At 53.3% G+C, this 14,394-nt stretch carries 14 protein-coding genes and 1 tRNA gene; 5 read left to right on the top strand and 10 right to left on the bottom strand.

The features are described from left to right. The first annotated feature begins 236 nt into the window (after positions 1–236). Complete coding sequence (locus tag DFO48_RS21905) at positions 237–3,140, top strand: valine--tRNA ligase (RefSeq protein ID WP_114864754.1); 2,904 nt, start codon at positions 237–239, stop codon at positions 3,138–3,140. A gap of 144 nt (positions 3,141–3,284) precedes the next feature. Then, positions 3,285–4,172 (top strand): UTP--glucose-1-phosphate uridylyltransferase GalU, encoded by an 888-nt coding sequence (gene galU, locus DFO48_RS21900; protein ID WP_003078718.1) that lies wholly within the window; start codon positions 3,285–3,287, stop codon positions 4,170–4,172. Between the two features lie 73 nt (positions 4,173–4,245). Here galU and DFO48_RS21895 read toward each other — a convergent pair whose 3' ends face one another. The 3 genes from DFO48_RS21895 to cysM form a co-directional block, all read right to left on the bottom strand. Continuing rightward, the gene (locus tag DFO48_RS21895; protein WP_003052800.1) at positions 4,246–4,473 is read right to left on the bottom strand and encodes a sulfurtransferase TusA family protein; all 228 of its coding nucleotides are present in this window, start codon (positions 4,471–4,473) and stop codon (positions 4,246–4,248) included. A 68-nt stretch (positions 4,474–4,541) separates the two neighbouring features. Further along, positions 4,542–5,165, bottom strand: coding sequence for an NUDIX domain-containing protein (locus DFO48_RS21890; protein WP_114864753.1), 624 nt, complete (start codon positions 5,163–5,165; stop codon positions 4,542–4,544). A gap of 197 nt (positions 5,166–5,362) precedes the next feature. Beyond that, positions 5,363–6,268: a cysteine synthase CysM gene (cysM, locus tag DFO48_RS21885; protein WP_003078715.1), complete on the bottom strand. Its 906-nt coding sequence runs from the start codon at positions 6,266–6,268 to the stop codon at positions 5,363–5,365. Between the two features lie 40 nt (positions 6,269–6,308). Between cysM and DFO48_RS21880 the strand changes: the two genes are divergently transcribed. Continuing rightward, positions 6,309–6,393: transfer RNA gene (locus DFO48_RS21880), tRNA-Leu, on the top strand. 199 nt (positions 6,394–6,592) lie between these two features. Here DFO48_RS21880 and DFO48_RS25735 read toward each other — a convergent pair. The 3 genes from DFO48_RS25735 to DFO48_RS21870 form a co-directional block, all read right to left on the bottom strand. Further along, complete coding sequence (locus tag DFO48_RS25735; RefSeq protein ID WP_233506489.1) at positions 6,593–6,940, bottom strand: terminase large subunit domain-containing protein; 348 nt, start codon at positions 6,938–6,940, stop codon at positions 6,593–6,595. Between the two features lie 195 nt (positions 6,941–7,135). After that, positions 7,136–7,312: a hypothetical protein gene (locus tag DFO48_RS25730; protein WP_233506488.1), complete on the bottom strand. Its 177-nt coding sequence runs from the start codon at positions 7,310–7,312 to the stop codon at positions 7,136–7,138. Between the two features lie 302 nt (positions 7,313–7,614). Then, positions 7,615–9,636, bottom strand: coding sequence for an acyltransferase family protein (locus DFO48_RS21870; protein WP_114864752.1), 2,022 nt, complete (start codon positions 9,634–9,636; stop codon positions 7,615–7,617). A 1,104-nt stretch (positions 9,637–10,740) separates the two neighbouring features. Between DFO48_RS21870 and DFO48_RS21865 the strand changes: the two genes are divergently transcribed. Continuing rightward, a complete protein-coding gene (locus tag DFO48_RS21865) occupies positions 10,741–11,592 on the top strand; it encodes an AlpA family phage regulatory protein (protein ID WP_114864751.1) in 852 nt (283 codons plus the stop codon). On the opposite strand, the gene DFO48_RS21860 is transcribed toward DFO48_RS21865, so the two are convergent. The 4 genes from DFO48_RS21860 to DFO48_RS21845 form a co-directional block, all read right to left on the bottom strand. Beyond that, positions 11,537–11,926: a hypothetical protein gene (locus DFO48_RS21860; RefSeq protein WP_147282768.1), complete on the bottom strand. Its 390-nt coding sequence runs from the start codon at positions 11,924–11,926 to the stop codon at positions 11,537–11,539. The two genes, DFO48_RS21865 and DFO48_RS21860, sit on opposite strands and share 56 nt — an antisense overlap. A gap of 36 nt (positions 11,927–11,962) precedes the next feature. After that, a complete protein-coding gene (locus tag DFO48_RS21855; RefSeq protein ID WP_114864749.1) occupies positions 11,963–12,406 on the bottom strand; it encodes a hypothetical protein in 444 nt (147 codons plus the stop codon). A 92-nt stretch (positions 12,407–12,498) separates the two neighbouring features. Beyond that, complete coding sequence (locus tag DFO48_RS21850; RefSeq protein ID WP_003078710.1) at positions 12,499–13,266, bottom strand: response regulator transcription factor; 768 nt, start codon at positions 13,264–13,266, stop codon at positions 12,499–12,501. Positions 13,267–13,746: 480 nt separating this feature from the next. Further along, positions 13,747–13,944, bottom strand: a complete 198-nt coding sequence (locus DFO48_RS21845; RefSeq protein ID WP_003078708.1) for a hypothetical protein — start codon at positions 13,942–13,944, stop codon at positions 13,747–13,749. On the opposite strand from DFO48_RS21845, the gene DFO48_RS21840 reads away from it, so the two are divergent. After that, on the top strand, positions 13,943–14,394 hold a 452-nt coding region (locus DFO48_RS21840), incomplete at its 3' end, for a hypothetical protein (protein ID WP_233506487.1). The genes DFO48_RS21845 and DFO48_RS21840 overlap by 2 nt on opposite strands.

Here is a 14,394-nt window from a genome sequence, read left to right as displayed (position 1 = left end):
CTCGCTTGCTGCCCTTTGGCTGGCGCATGCATATTCAAAGTGCAGCTGGCTCAGTCGGTATCAGTTTTATAGCTACGAGCACTTGATAAATAAGCGCAGAAGGGCGAAATAAGACCTACCGCGCTCATCATCGGATCGGATCGCTAAAATCATTGGCAATCCGTCCCTATCTTTCATGCAGACGGCATCCCTTTTCAGGATGCCGTTTTCATTTCCAGAGTTCTTGTAACGCAGCCATGAGCGACACCATTCAACAGCCCGGCCTCGACAGCCTCTCCAAGTCTTTTGAACCTGCCTCCATCGAAGCCCATTGGGGTCCTGAGTGGGAAAAGCGCGGCTACGGCAATGCCGGCTATCGCGGCACGGGCAAGCCCGGTACCGAAGCCACCGCTGCAGGCAACAACTTCTCCATCCAGCTGCCCCCACCCAATGTGACAGGTACGCTGCACATGGGCCACGCGTTCAACCAGACCATCATGGACTCGCTGACACGCTACCACCGCATGAAGGGCTACAACACGGCCTGGATTCCCGGCACCGACCATGCAGGCATCGCTACCCAGATCGTGGTTGAGCGCCAGCTGCAGACCCAGGGCGTGAGCCGCTATGACCTGGGCCGTGACGAATTCACCAAAAAGGTCTGGGAGTGGAAGGAAAAGTCCGGCAACACCATCACCACCCAGATGCGCCGCATGGGCGACACCGTGGACTGGAGCCGTGAGTACTTCACCATGGACGACAAGCTGTCCAAGGTGGTGACCGAGACCTTTGTGAAGCTGTACCAGCAAGGCCTGATCTACCGCGGCAAGCGCCTGGTGAACTGGGACCCGGTGCTGCAGTCTGCAGTGTCCGATCTGGAAGTCGAGAACCAGGAAAAGGACGGCAGCCTGTGGCATATCGCCTACCCGCTGACCAGCGGCGAAGGCCAACTGGTGGTCGCCACCACCCGCCCCGAAACCATGCTGGGCGACGTGGCCGTGATGGTCCACCCCGAAGACGAGCGCTATCGCGCCCTGATCGGCCAGACCGTGACCCTGCCGCTGGTGGGCCGCCAGATCCCCATCATTGCCGACGAATACGTGGACCGCGAATTCGGCACCGGCGTGGTGAAGGTGACGCCTGCGCATGACCAGAACGACTATCAGGTGGGCCAGCGCCACAAGCTGCCCATGATCACGGTGCTGACGCTGACCGCCAAGATCAACGACGAAGCACCCGAGAAATACCGTGGCATGGACCGCTTTGTGGCCCGCAAGGCCATCGTGGCCGACCTGGAAGAACTGGGCCTGATGGTCGAGATCAAGAAGCACAAGCTGATGGTGCCCATCTGCGACCGTACCGGCCAGGTGATCGAGCCCATGCTGACCGACCAGTGGTTCATCGCAATGAGCAAGGTCAGCGACCAGGACCCTACCGGCAAGTCCATCGCCCAGAAGGCGATTGATGCCGTGGCCAATGGCGACGTGACCTTCGTGCCCGAAAACTGGGTCAACACCTACAACCAATGGATGAACAACATCCAGGACTGGTGCATCTCGCGCCAGCTGTGGTGGGGTCACCAGATTCCGGCCTGGTATGACGAAGAAGGCAATATCTACGTCGCCAAGAACGAAGCCGAAGCCCAGGCACAGGCCCCCGGCAAGAAGCTGACCCGCGACGAAGACGTGCTGGACACCTGGTACTCCTCGGCCATGGTTCCGTTCAGCACCATGGGCTGGCCCGAGCAGGGCAATGCTGCCGATGATGATTACAACCTCTACCTGCCCTCCTCGGTGCTGGTGACGGGTTACGACATCATCTTCTTCTGGGTGGCGCGCATGATCATGATGACCACGCACTTCACCGGTCGCGTTCCGTTCAAGCATGTCTACATCCATGGCCTGGTGCGCGATGCACAGGGCAAGAAGATGAGCAAGTCCGAAGGCAATGTGCTGGACCCAGTCGATCTGATCGACGGCATCTCGCTGGAGCCGCTGCTGGAAAAGCGCACCACCGGCCTGCGCAAGCCCGAGACTGCGCCCCAGGTGCGCAAGAACACGCAAAAGGAATTCCCCGAAGGCATTCCCGCCTACGGTGCCGACGCACTGCGCTTCACCTTTGCCGCCCTGGCGTCTCTGGGCCGCAGCATCAACTTCGACAGCAAGCGCTGCGAGGGCTACCGCAACTTCTGCAACAAGCTCTGGAATGCTTCGCGCTTCGTGCTGATGAACTGCGAAGGCCATGACTGCGGCCTGGCTCCTCACACCAAGGAGCAATGCCAGCCCGGCGGCGAGTTTGCGGGTTATATGCACTTCAGCCAGCCCGACCGCTGGATCGCCTCGCAGCTGCAGAAGGTCGAGGCCGAAGTGGCCAAGGGCTTTGCCGAGTTCCGCCTGGACAATGTCGCCAACACGATTTACGACTTCGTCTGGAACGAGTTCTGCGACTGGTATCTGGAAATCGCCAAGGTGCAGATCCAGACTGGCAATGAAGCCCAGCAGCGCGCCACACGCCGCACGCTGATCCGTACGCTGGAGGCGATCCTGCGTCTGGCCCACCCCATCATTCCGTTCGTGACGGAAGAGCTGTGGCAGCAAGTTGCGCCCGTGGCCGGCCTCAAGGGCGAGTCCATCGCCGTGGCCCGCTACCCCGAAGCCCAACCCGAGAAAATCGACGAAGCATCGATTGCCTACGTGGGCCGCATCAAGCAGATGGTTGACGCCTGCCGCGCTCTGCGTGGTGAGATGGGCGTCTCGCCCGCCCAGCGCCTGCCGCTGCTGGCGGTTGCCGGCAATGCCGACGATTCGGCCTTCCTGCGCGCCAATGCCGATGTTCTCAAGAACCTGGCCAAGCTAAGCGAAGTCAAGGTCTTCGACGACGAGGCCGCCTGGGCCACTGCAGCTCAAGCCTCGCCCGTGAACGTGATGGGCGATATCCGCCTGGCTTTGTTCGTGGAGATTGACGTGGAAGCCGAGAAGGCCCGCCTGAGCAAGGAAGCCAAGCGCCTCGAAGGCGAGATCGTCAAGGCCAACGGCAAGCTGAGCAACGAGGCCTTCTGCGCCAAGGCTCCTGCGGCGGTGCTGGAGCAGGAGCGCAAGCGTCTTGCCGATTTCGGCGCCACCTTGGTCCGCATCAACGAGCAACTGGCTCGTCTGGGCTGAAACGAGAACCCCCTGAGCCGCTACGCGGCTTCCCCCTGAAAAGGGGGACAGCACCCTCGCGGCGGGGCGACCCTTGCTCGGCGCCCCCGGCTTGGGCGGCTCCAAATGCAAGCCTCAGGAAAATGGAATAGAGAGAGAGTTTCTATGAGCAATCAAACCCGCGTCCGCAAAGCCGTGTTCCCTGTTGCAGGCCTGGGCACCCGTTTTCTGCCCGCCACCAAGGCTTCGCCCAAGGAAATGCTGCCCGTCGTGGACAAGCCGCTGATCCAGTACGCCGTGGAAGAGGCTTACGAGGCCGGCATCCGCGACATGGTCTTTGTCACCGGCCGCAGCAAGCGGGCCATCGAAGACCATTTCGACACCTCCTACGAACTCGAGAACGAACTCGAGAATGCCGGCAAGCAGGCCATGCTGGATCTGGTGCGCAGCGTCAGCCCGGCCGACATGAACTGCCTGTTCGTGCGCCAGCCCCGCTCCCTGGGTCTGGGCCATGCCGTGCTGTGCGCAGAGCCTCTGGTGGGGAACGAGCCCTTTGCCGTGATTCTGGCCGACGACCTGATGACAGGAGAGAACGGCGGCCCCGGCGTGATGGCGCAGATGACTGCCGCCTTCCAGAAGCAGGGCCGTTCTCTGCTGGCCGTGCAGGAAGTGCCGCTTGAGCACACCAAGCGCTACGGCATCGTCAAGGGCGAGCCCGCAGGCGGACCGCTGATGCGTATCGACGAGATCGTGGAAAAGCCCGCCCCCGAAAAAGCCCCGTCGCGCATGGGCGTGGCCGGCCGCTATGTACTGACCCCGGCCATCTTCGACCAGATCCGCAACCAGCCCCAGGGCGTGGGCGGAGAGATTCAGCTGACCGATGCCATCGAGCGCCTGATGCAGCACGAGGCCGTCTACGCCTTCCAATACGCCGGCAAACGCTATGACTGCGGCAGCAAGGAAGGTTTTCTGCAGGCCACGGTGGAGCTGGCGCTGCAGCACCCCGATGTGGGCGACAGCTTTCGCGAGTACCTCAAAAGCTTGAGCCTCTGAGCCAGCGCGCCAAGGAACTCTGATACGAAAAAGGCCTGCAAGTGCAGGCCTTTGTTGCGTCAACCGTTGACTTTCAACGTCGGCGCAGGATGTGAATGAATTCATCACCGACCGTCTGCTGCTCGACCAGCTCATTGCCGGTCTGCTTGGCAAAGGCCTGGAAGTCCCGGATGGAGCCGGTATCGGTGGCCACGACCTTGAGCAGTTGGCCGCTTTGCATGGCAGCCAGCGCTTTCTTGGCTTTGAGAATGGGCAGCGGACAGTTCAGGCCGCGGGTGTCAACTTCTTGATCTACGTGCATGGGGTGGATTCCTCGTCAGCTCCGATTGTAGAAAAACCAGGCGCTGGCAGTGCCAGCGCGGTCTTTGCTCAAACCAGAACGGGGGCCACCGTAAAGCGCGGATCCTCGCCCCAGCGTCGCACAGGCCATTTAGCGGGGTCAGGCTCGGGACTTTGACCAGGTCGGAAAGCGCCAAAGCGCGGTTCGAAGCCTTTTTGCTTGATCCACTCTGCCAGAGCGTAGCCCGTGCCCGCAGGCCAGCACAGCGACTCCTGGGCCGTCTGCCAACGGTATTCCAGCAGCTCGGGCGAGAGCTTCACATCCTCTGGCCGGCCATGCACACGCACATGGTAGGCAATCAGCACCTGATTCATGCGCAGAAACTCCGAGCAGCACAGCAGACGCAGCGCCTTCACGCGCAGCCCCGTCTCTTCGAGAACCTCGCGACAGATACCGGCTTCTGGCGATTCACCGGCTTCCATAAAGCCCGTAATCAGGCCGAAAACACCCTCTTGCCACAGTGCATTGCGCGCCAGCAGCACCCGGCCGTCATCACCCTCCACCACAGCCGCCAGCACCGGCGTGGGATTGCCCCAATGCGTGAACCCGCAACTCGGGCAACGCAGACGCTGTACCTCGCCGCTGTCCTCGCTGGCCACAATCCATTGCAGCTCAGTCGCGCAGTTGGAACAAAAGCGGACTTCATAAGCCATGAGGCTCTCCGTATTCTTCACGACTTACGCAAAACAGGTTCAGGCGAGGCGTCTGTCTCAGAAGGCAGGCCGCTGTTGCATTCTTGTTTGCGTAAGTACTATTCTTGATATTGCTAGCAGTCAGCGCTTGATGGATAAGCGCTGACTGTCATTTGGAGCTTTGATTCTCTTTTGCGCTATCACGCAAAAGACATGGCTCATGCCGGAAACACGCCTGTAGAGAGGTAGCGATCACCACGGTCGCACACCACAAACACGATGGTGGCATTCTGCTCGCGCTTGGCAATTTCCTGGGCCACCCACAGTGCCCCGGCAGCCGAGATACCCGCAAAGATGCCTTCTTCGCGCGCCATGCGGCGGGCCATGTCTTCGGCATCGTCCTGGGTCACATAGACCAGTTCGTCGACCAGCGACGCGTCATAGATCTTGGGCAGATACTCCTCAGGCCACTTGCGGATGCCAGGAATGCGCGATCCCTCGGAAGGCTGAGCGCCGATGATCTTGATGTTCGGGTTCTTTTCCTTGAGGAACTTGGCCACGCCGGTAATGGTTCCGGTCGTACCCATGGCACTCACAAAGTGGGTGATCTCGCCACCGGTCTGCTCCCACAGCTCCGGCCCCGTGGTTTCATAGTGGGCCCTGGGATTGTCGGGGTTGGCAAACTGATCCAGCAGCACACCCTTGCCCTGAGCCACCATCTGGTCGGCCAGATCGCGCGCATATTCCATGCCGCCGCTCTTGGGCGTCAGAATCAGTTCGGCGCCATAAGCTTTCATGGTCTGTGCACGTTCGATGGACAGGTCCTCGGGCATGATCAGAATCATGCGATAGCCCTTGATGGCTGCAGCCATGGCCAAGGCAATGCCGGTGTTACCCGACGTTGCCTCGATCAGTGCGTCGCCCGGCTTGATCTCGCCGCGCTCTTCAGCACGCTGGATCATGGACAGCGCAGGCCGGTCCTTGACGGAGCCAGCCGGGTTGTTGCCTTCGAGCTTGCCCAGCACTACGTTTGCACGTTCACGGTTTGCATCCGCGCCTATACGTTGCAATGCCACCAGCGGCGTGTGACCGATAGCATGTTCGATGGTCGAATAAGTTTTCATGTCCAATACTGTGCCATAATTCGCGTCTGCGCTAAGCGAAGCCCGGGTGGTGAAATTGGTAGACGCAGGGGACTCAAAATCCCCCGCCGCAAGGCGTGCCGGTTCGATTCCGGCCCCGGGCACCACATACAAAAAGCCGTTAAGTTCCAAAGACTTAACGGCTTTTTCTTTGCCCATTTATTTTTGGATTTCCCCTTGCGCGTTCGTGGTTGAGTTTTGCCGCGTTCGTGAAAAGAGCCGGTTGCAATGACCACTCTGCAAAAAATGGACACCTAGCATTGGGCGGCCTACGATTGATATGCTGTATTTATACACAGTCATCGACTATTGAGCGGCATGCCCGTCCAACTCACTGCCTCCCCAGTTGCTTTGCCTCTGGCAGATTGCAGCGTGCGCGCAGGCTTCGCCCGTCAGGGTCTTGCCCAGCACCTCCTGCACAAAGGCCACGATGTATGCACGAAACACATCGGCCTGAGAGCGGCTGGCCGAAAGAAAGATCTGATTGCGCCCGTTCTCCAGTGCGTCAATCAGCGCCTCACGAGCGAAGTACCACGTCGCGCCAATCTGGCGGGATTTGAGAATCTGCCGGGTGCGCTCGCCAATGTTCTCCCACCAGACATGCTGATAGTCGTAAAGCGAGCCAAGGAAAGCATCCTTGATGCTTTTGCACATCCTCAGGCGAGATGTAGTTCTTTGTCGGTTTCTTCTTTGGCCCCGCATTGCGCGCATCAATGTTGGGGTTCAGGTCGGCTTCCTGACCAGTCTTCTCATACTTGTAAATGCGTGCCAGCCGCTCCAATTGGCGCGTCAGCAGGTCAATCTCACGCTCATCCTAGCCGTTCTTCTTATCCTTGTTGATCAGCTTGATCAGCCGGGCTTCCATCGTGCCTTCCACGCGCTCGGTGGCCTGGTGTCATCCCAGCCATCGGACTTGTGCCAGCCGTACAGCGTGGTGCGCGGCACGCCCAGGTGCTGGGCAATGTGCGTCAGCCGCCAGCCCGACCAAAAACAGCCCGGCGCCTCAAGACGCAGGCCCGCGGACATGTCCAGAACTTGCGCCTGCTGGGGTGTCGCTGACGGTGCGCTCTTGGCAGCATCAGCGAGCGGGAATGGGACACAGCGGCCTACCGCGCCGAAGTCGCCGGCAATGATGAGCTAAGCCAACGCATCCGCGCCATGCACCTGCGTGCTATGCACAACTTCGCAGCCAATCTGGCCGAAGACATTGATGAGTCATCAAAGCTGCTGGACCACAGCAATATGCGTGACGCGCAAGCAATACCGGGCGCAGATTACCGGCACAAGCTACGCGGTTGAAATGCGCCCGATCATTGAGATTTTAAATTTTACTGTGTAATCAATGGATAAAGGTATTTACCAATAAACCTCGACCCATCAACAGATAAGTGCTGATTATCTCTATACAGCATGCTTCCATCTTTTACTGGATAGCATAAGTTTTGTGACTTATCACACAAAATTTCTGCCGGATCAAAGACTTTAATTTCTGGAAAATTGCTTATCAAGCCATCAATTAGAGCATTATATTCAGCACTATTTTTCACATGCTCAGAATATCTCTCTACACAATTGTCGTTATCAACTGGTTTCCAAGGTCTAGTGACACATTTTTTGGGATCGAAGCTCAATGAAGGATTGTTTTTTACAAAAATAACCTGTTTACCACTTTTTATCAAATCGCTCATGACGCCAGAAAAATTAGACGAAACGTGCTTCATAAATTCCTCTTTGGATGAGAATCTCTCTTTTTCTCCTTGAACATAACCCATATTCAAAGGATGCAGTCCATCTGCATAAAATCTTGGCCTAGATGAGAATATAACAGTTTTAACGCTTTGATTATTTTTGGCCCTATCTAAAACTCTCAAGGTAACGTCAAGGCAATCTTTATAGTCGAATCGGTCTGAGAATCCAAAGAATGCAGCACAACCACCTTGCGAGTAAGCGAGAACGGATGATTTTTCTTCCTTTGTTTGCTCAGCCAATCCAAAATAGAGCTGCCATGATATTGAGTCACCAACAAGTAATATTGATGGATCCATGTCTTTAGATAGCCTGCAAAATTCAGAATTTTGATCAATATTGCTAATACAGAGATTATCCTTTTGGTCTCCATTCCAGCCAAATTGAGAAACCATCCTCTCCATATAAGAAAAGCGCCCCATAAATCCATCATTCTTATAAATGAAAACACTAATCATTAGTGTAAAAATACCTGAGGCAATAAGAAAAATAGCTGTTCTTCGTCCACCATGACGCAAGGGCTTTTCTACAATTTTCAACGTAATCCAGGAGAGAACGACTGAGGCAAAAACGGCTGCCAAGCGAACCTCAAAAGATGTTTCCTCACCCATTACCATCCGAGGAAACACAAGCAGAGGCCAATGCCAGAGGTACAGAGGAAATGATATCAATCCGAACCAAACGGCAATTTTATTTGAAAGAAAGGTTCTATTTATCCATGCATTCTGCCCAGAAGCAATTACAAAAATCGTACCCAAAACCGGTATAACAGCAATCCATCCCGGGAATGCCATTTCCTCGGTAACTTTAAAGAACCCGAAAATCAGCAATACCAAACCAGAAAAAGATAAAATATTTACAAAAACATTATCATTCTTCACATTGGAACTAAAAATTATTCTCTTAGATAGTGTATTTAATCTTCCAAAAAAATAATTCAATTCATTTTTATAAAATAACGTAGCATAAGCTAACACACCACCAGAAATCATTTCCCAAGCACGGGTCGGCAAAAGATAAAAAGTTGCATCCGGATATTTATTGACATAAAAAACATTCAATGAAAATGAAGAAAAAAATAAAAATATCAAAATAGAGAAAATATTAAAACTAAATTTCCATGCACACCATATTATCAAAGGAAAAAAAATATAAAACTGTTCCTCTACTCCCAAACTCCACAAATGCAAAAGCGGCTTCGTTTCCGCTGATGAGTCAAAATATCCTGACTCACCCCAATAAACAATATTTGCAACAAAACCAATTCCTGACGCGATGTGCTTTCCAAGCTGCTTATACTCTCCTGGCAACAACAAAATCCAGCCAAGAACATAGCATGCCGTCAGAACCAAAATGAGCGCTGGAAAAATTCTTTTAACTCGCCTCGAATAAAAATCCAAAAAACTAAATTTATTATTTTCAATATTATTTAGAATAATTGATGTTATCAGGAATCCTGATATAACAAAAAATATATCAACGCCAATGAATCCACCTGTTAAAATCGTAGGAAACGCATGAAATATAACAACTGATACAACAGCAATGGCTCTCAATCCGTCTATGTCAGGCCTATATTTATTTTGACTATCTGTATATTTCATTTATTCTTGCACTATCGAATTAAAAACTCTATTTAATAAACATAAAATATATCAATACATTGGCGAAATTGACATATTGCTAATAAGAAAGCCGTTTATCCTAGCTTTTCGCATCGGATAGTGTATGCTAGCTTGCTGATGTCTCCGCAGGAACATGCTTCACAAATCAACGCCCCATGTTCACATGTCGCAGCACCACGACTCCCTACTAAGAGTCTCTCTGCACTGATGATCCTCTTCCGACCGTAAGACTCACTGAGCCGGCGCTTAACTTGTCTTCATCTAGGCGACAAGGCGCAATGTTGCTGGGGCACTGCACCTTGTTCGCATGAAGCTGAAACTGTGCCTCAGTTGCATGTGGACCAATGCTCACTACCTCGTCATTCAGACTAAATTGACTCCTCAGTCGTCAACCCCATTGCAGCATGCGATTTCGTTGGCGCAAACCGGATCGGCAAGAGTGTGGCGAGTCGCAACCGTTGCGTCTAAAACGTGGCAAAAACTGCGCCCCCCTATGGGTAAGTGGTCAGACTCAAAATCCCCCGCCGCAAGGCGTGCCGGTTCGATTCCGGCCCCGGGCACCACATACAAAAAGCCGTTAAGTTTTAAGGACTTAACGGCTTTTTTTCTTTGCCGCAATGGCCCCCTCGCAAATTGAGATTTGGCGTATCTCAAAAAAACGATTGGCGCAAAAACCATGCGACGACATCCGAAAGCATGCCTGTGTCCTCCCGCTTGCATGGCGAGATGGCAGCTCTCGCCTTGAACAAAGGCACCCCCACCCAATGATGGCTTCAGCCTATCTGGCGTCCCGCAAGCCTCGTAATTTCCCGCCCCCTCAAAGACCCGGCCTCCCGTGCATCAGTGCAGGTTGATATGCCGACCAGCTCGTAATTTGCACCTTACGAAGCAGGCGGACTCGGCAGGAACGTCATGTCCCTCCGCATGGTGAAAGGGTATGAAAATATACACAGAATACAAATCGTTCGTATTCGACAACAATGCCAGAATCACTCCTACATCGGTTATGGCTATCGAAACTTAATACTTATTGCATTAATTAACGCCAGTTCATCCATCTAACACACGAGCTCAAGAAGCCATATGTCTACGGAGAGCACGTCACGCTTCACCAAGAATGTCATCTCTATGGATGAGGTTCTGACACGGACTGGGTTATCAAGATCGATGCTCTACAAGCTGTTGCGCAAGGACAAGTTTCCCCATCCCACACCAATGAGCAACAGAGCAGTTGGCTGGTTCGAAACGGATGTCGAAAGCTGGCTGCAGGCGAGCAGGGCAACTCGCCAGGCGAACCTGGTTCTACCTGTCGTCTACATGGCGGGAAAAATGGGGACAGCTTCAGACAATGGGAACCTGGGCGGAGAGTTTTCCTGTTGGCGAATCTTCGACGTATCCAGATCCAAGGCACTTGGTGATCTAGGGATCGAGAATTCAGATACCGATGTGCTGATTGCACCGCCGGAAGAAATGCTATTTCACGGAACTTGTACGAGGTTCATGTATTCCGGTCCGTGGAAAGCGAGAAATGGCAACCATGGACCGATGCATGGCACGAATTCTTACTCTCCCTCCAGCCCGCAAAGCGCTGCCTATCGCGGAGCTCTTCAAGGCATCTCACGGGCCGACGTTGTTGTCGCCTATCTCGAAGACCTGGAGGCTTTTGGAACGCTGGTTGAAATCGGCTATGCAAGAGCGGGCAATAAGAGAGTCGTCGTGATTACGGCACCAGGCCTTAAGAAGCAGCGACGAGACAAGGACTGGGACCATGGCATTTGGTTCGCTATTCGGGCTGCTGATAGACACATCGAACTACCAGACCATCCTGGCTCCAGCCAGAACGACCTCTGGCGATCAGCACATGCACACGCAGCATCGGTCATTTCGGAGTGGTACCCCCATTCCCTGACTCCCCCTCCCAGTACCGCTGAATAGAGTGCAGTGGCCAGCTCGAATTTGCCTCATAAGAAAGCAACCTCACAATGCCCCATCCCGCCCACTCTTTGAATGTCTCGCACAGCTCTTGCAACGGGGTAACCTCATTCTTGTAGAAAACATCCAGGGATTGGCTGGCATTGCCAAGTCTGCCCGTGATGTTGGGGATGATGCCCTGCAATCCGGACGGGACGGGATACGCGGCCAGCACATTGGCCTCGCGGGCTTTCCTGATCACACTGAAATCATCCTTGGCCACGATCTCGTTGACCGAAATCAGCTTGAGATCTTCGGGCCTGGCGCATGGACACAACGCCCGCACTTTCAAGATCACGCCAGAGCTGTTTCGCGCCGTCGATGCGCAAGTCGATCAAGTGCTACGTGACGGAATGGACCAGGCATTTGCCACCGGCATGCTTTTGAATGATGTGATTGCAGTAAAGATGCCCCAGGCCTGCTCAGGCACGACGTCAGCAAGACCTAGAAAGTCAAAGGTGCTATTGAATTTGAAATTGGCATTTGAGATTGCAGCATCTCCCGCCTTTGGGGAGATGACTGCGACGCGGAGGACTACCGCACAGAAGTCACCGTCACTGAAGAGGCAGGCAAACGAATCCGCGCCATGCCTATGTGCGACATGCCCAACCTCGCGGTCGACCCAACCACGACCTTGATGAAGCGCCAAAGCTGCTGGATCGCATCCATGTGAAAGCAGCACGCAAGCCTTGCCCAACATGGACCACATGATCGAAGATCGGTCAGGTAAAGCGCCCTCCACCTCATGAAAGAAATTTCCCTGTAAAGAAACCTTCAAACGAATATTTCAAATTCAAATATCATTTCAATACTCGATGTCAGACAGAGTATTTCTTCATGTAAGAACTCGAGCACAGCTAACAGCAGTATTCAAATAACTCCTATCAGGATAGCACACCTGACAGCTTGCGCTCTGGTTCTTACTTGCATTTTTCCATAAATATTTTTTATATGCGTTGACACAGTCAAAGGGCTTATTTTCAAGTAGGACGCAACCTCGAGAGAGCTTTTTCCTTGAGCTATCAATTTCAATATTTCCACTTCTCTTTCAGTCAGCGACTCGAAGCTCTTGTGTTTGAGGATGCTTTCTTCATGCAAATTGGCTTTGAATATTTTAGGAATGATTTTTTTTGCCACTACTGGAGATATAGCCGCTCCGCCATTGGCCACTTCCAGCACAGCTTGCGAGTAACTTCCAAACCATGAGTTTTTCACCAGGTATCCAACAGCGCCTCTTTTAAGAGCATTCATTGCCGCATCGTCGTTTTCACTTGCAGAAATTGCAATGCTGAGCACGTCAGGCCTCTTTAGTTGGATCGATTCCAGCAACTCGTCTCCCTGGCCTTCACCAATAGACAGGTCAATGAGGAGCACATCGAACTCTTGCAAAAAGACGTTCTTACGAGCCTCCTTGTAGCTGGAAGCCTGCCCTACCAGAAGAGTGCGCGGGTCACGCATGAGCTCCTGCGAGATCACATTCCTGACATGGCTGTCCTCGTCAACCAGAAAGACTCGCACCGGCTGGTTCTGCTGCCCCTTCATGTCGGACGGCCACATGCGCCCAAAGACTGTAGATGTGACTTCTGCACTGCCTGCATCATCAAACCGTGAACTCATAGATGCGTCGGATAGATACATGTGACACTCCATTTGATGAGTCGATTGCTTGCGAATCTCGCGAAAAATAAAATTCATCCCATTGGAAATCCACAAAAAACAAGTATAGAAAAATAAGGTTTATATTTTTACAAATTAATACTTGAATACAAGGTATTAACTTATCTCCATCGCAAAATAGATGTAAACCCTTTATTTTTGAAACAATGGGCAGATAAAATAAAAAGAAATAAAGATTACATTTTTTAGCATTGTAAGAATTTTCCAACAAGCACTATTTTTTCAATAGCACATCATCCACAGACCATAACAAATTAATCATTTTTTCATCATTTTAAATTCTTCAAAAAATATCTTTGAATGGGGTATTACTGTTTCTCCGTCGTTTTCTGAAACTGCCTTCACCGAAAGCAGTTTTGGAACGTAACAAAGCACTCCAGAACTTGTTGACGGTTAACACTGGCCTTTGCGAAATTGCATCGGTCTCTCGCTCACACACTCTCAGTTATCTGGGAACTCGCTATTCAAAGGAATGATCATGAAAAAGTCTCTGATTGCCATGGCGGTTATTGCGTTGGCTGGTGTTGCATCTGCTGCAGTGAGCAGTTCAAGCATTGCAGCCACAAACACGACGTCGAGCGCATCGTCTGCCACGCTGTCGGGTGCTGCCAGCTCGGGCAACGGAAGTGCGCTGAGCATGAATAGTGCAACCTCCGGTGCCACGTCGAATGCAAACGCTGCTGGCGGCGCTATCGGCGCAGGCGGTTTTGGCATCGGTGGGGCCGCTGTCGACGGTAGCGCCACTACTTTCGGTAATGTGAAGAGCCTTTCCGCAACCACCGGCAACGGTGTTGCGGGCGGCGTAGCGGCTACCAATGCCAATGCGGGCTCGGCTGCTGCTGCCGGCTATAACGCAGGACCCGTCAGCGGCACTGCCTTCGGCGGCGCCTCTTCCCAGACAGCGAATGTTGCTGCAACTGGCGCCGGCCCTGGCGGCGGCTTGGCTTACATCAACAACAATGCTGGCACCACCTCTGGCTACAACGCCACATCGGGAGCCGTTTCCTCACCTTGGGGCTCGTTGACCAACACCACATCGAACGCAGGCTCTGTGGGTACCGTCCACCAGAATGCGGGTTCCTGGGGTAA

Origin of the sequence: Comamonas sp. AG1104 (assembly GCF_003350425.1) — a bacterium.
GTDB classification, from domain to species: domain Bacteria; phylum Pseudomonadota; class Gammaproteobacteria; order Burkholderiales; family Burkholderiaceae_C; genus Comamonas; species Comamonas testosteroni.
Note: the sequence above shows the minus strand (reverse complement) of the source record. Positions and strands in the feature narration are given on the sequence as shown.

Coding starts and splice junctions, on each gene's coding strand:
- cysM (WP_003078715.1), bottom strand. CDS start 6,268: ATGAAAACTTATTCGACCATCGAACATGCTATCGGTCACACGCCGCTG.
- DFO48_RS25730 (WP_233506488.1), bottom strand. CDS start 7,312: ATGTCCGCGGGCCTGCGTCTTGAGGCGCCGGGCTGTTTTTGGTCGGGC.
- DFO48_RS21845 (WP_003078708.1), bottom strand. CDS start 13,944: ATGCTCAGCGCACTTCCGTTGCCCGAGCTGGCAGCACCCGACAGCGTG.
- DFO48_RS21865 (WP_114864751.1), top strand. CDS start 10,741: ATGTCTACGGAGAGCACGTCACGCTTCACCAAGAATGTCATCTCTATG.
- DFO48_RS21895 (WP_003052800.1), bottom strand. CDS start 4,473: ATGCACGTAGATCAAGAAGTTGACACCCGCGGCCTGAACTGTCCGCTG.
- DFO48_RS25735 (WP_233506489.1), bottom strand. CDS start 6,940: ATGTGCAAAAGCATCAAGGATGCTTTCCTTGGCTCGCTTTACGACTAT.
- DFO48_RS21905 (WP_114864754.1), top strand. CDS start 237: ATGAGCGACACCATTCAACAGCCCGGCCTCGACAGCCTCTCCAAGTCT.
- galU (WP_003078718.1), top strand. CDS start 3,285: ATGAGCAATCAAACCCGCGTCCGCAAAGCCGTGTTCCCTGTTGCAGGC.
- DFO48_RS21870 (WP_114864752.1), bottom strand. CDS start 9,636: ATGAAATATACAGATAGTCAAAATAAATATAGGCCTGACATAGACGGA.
- DFO48_RS21850 (WP_003078710.1), bottom strand. CDS start 13,266: ATGTATCTATCCGACGCATCTATGAGTTCACGGTTTGATGATGCAGGC.
- DFO48_RS21890 (WP_114864753.1), bottom strand. CDS start 5,165: ATGGCTTATGAAGTCCGCTTTTGTTCCAACTGCGCGACTGAGCTGCAA.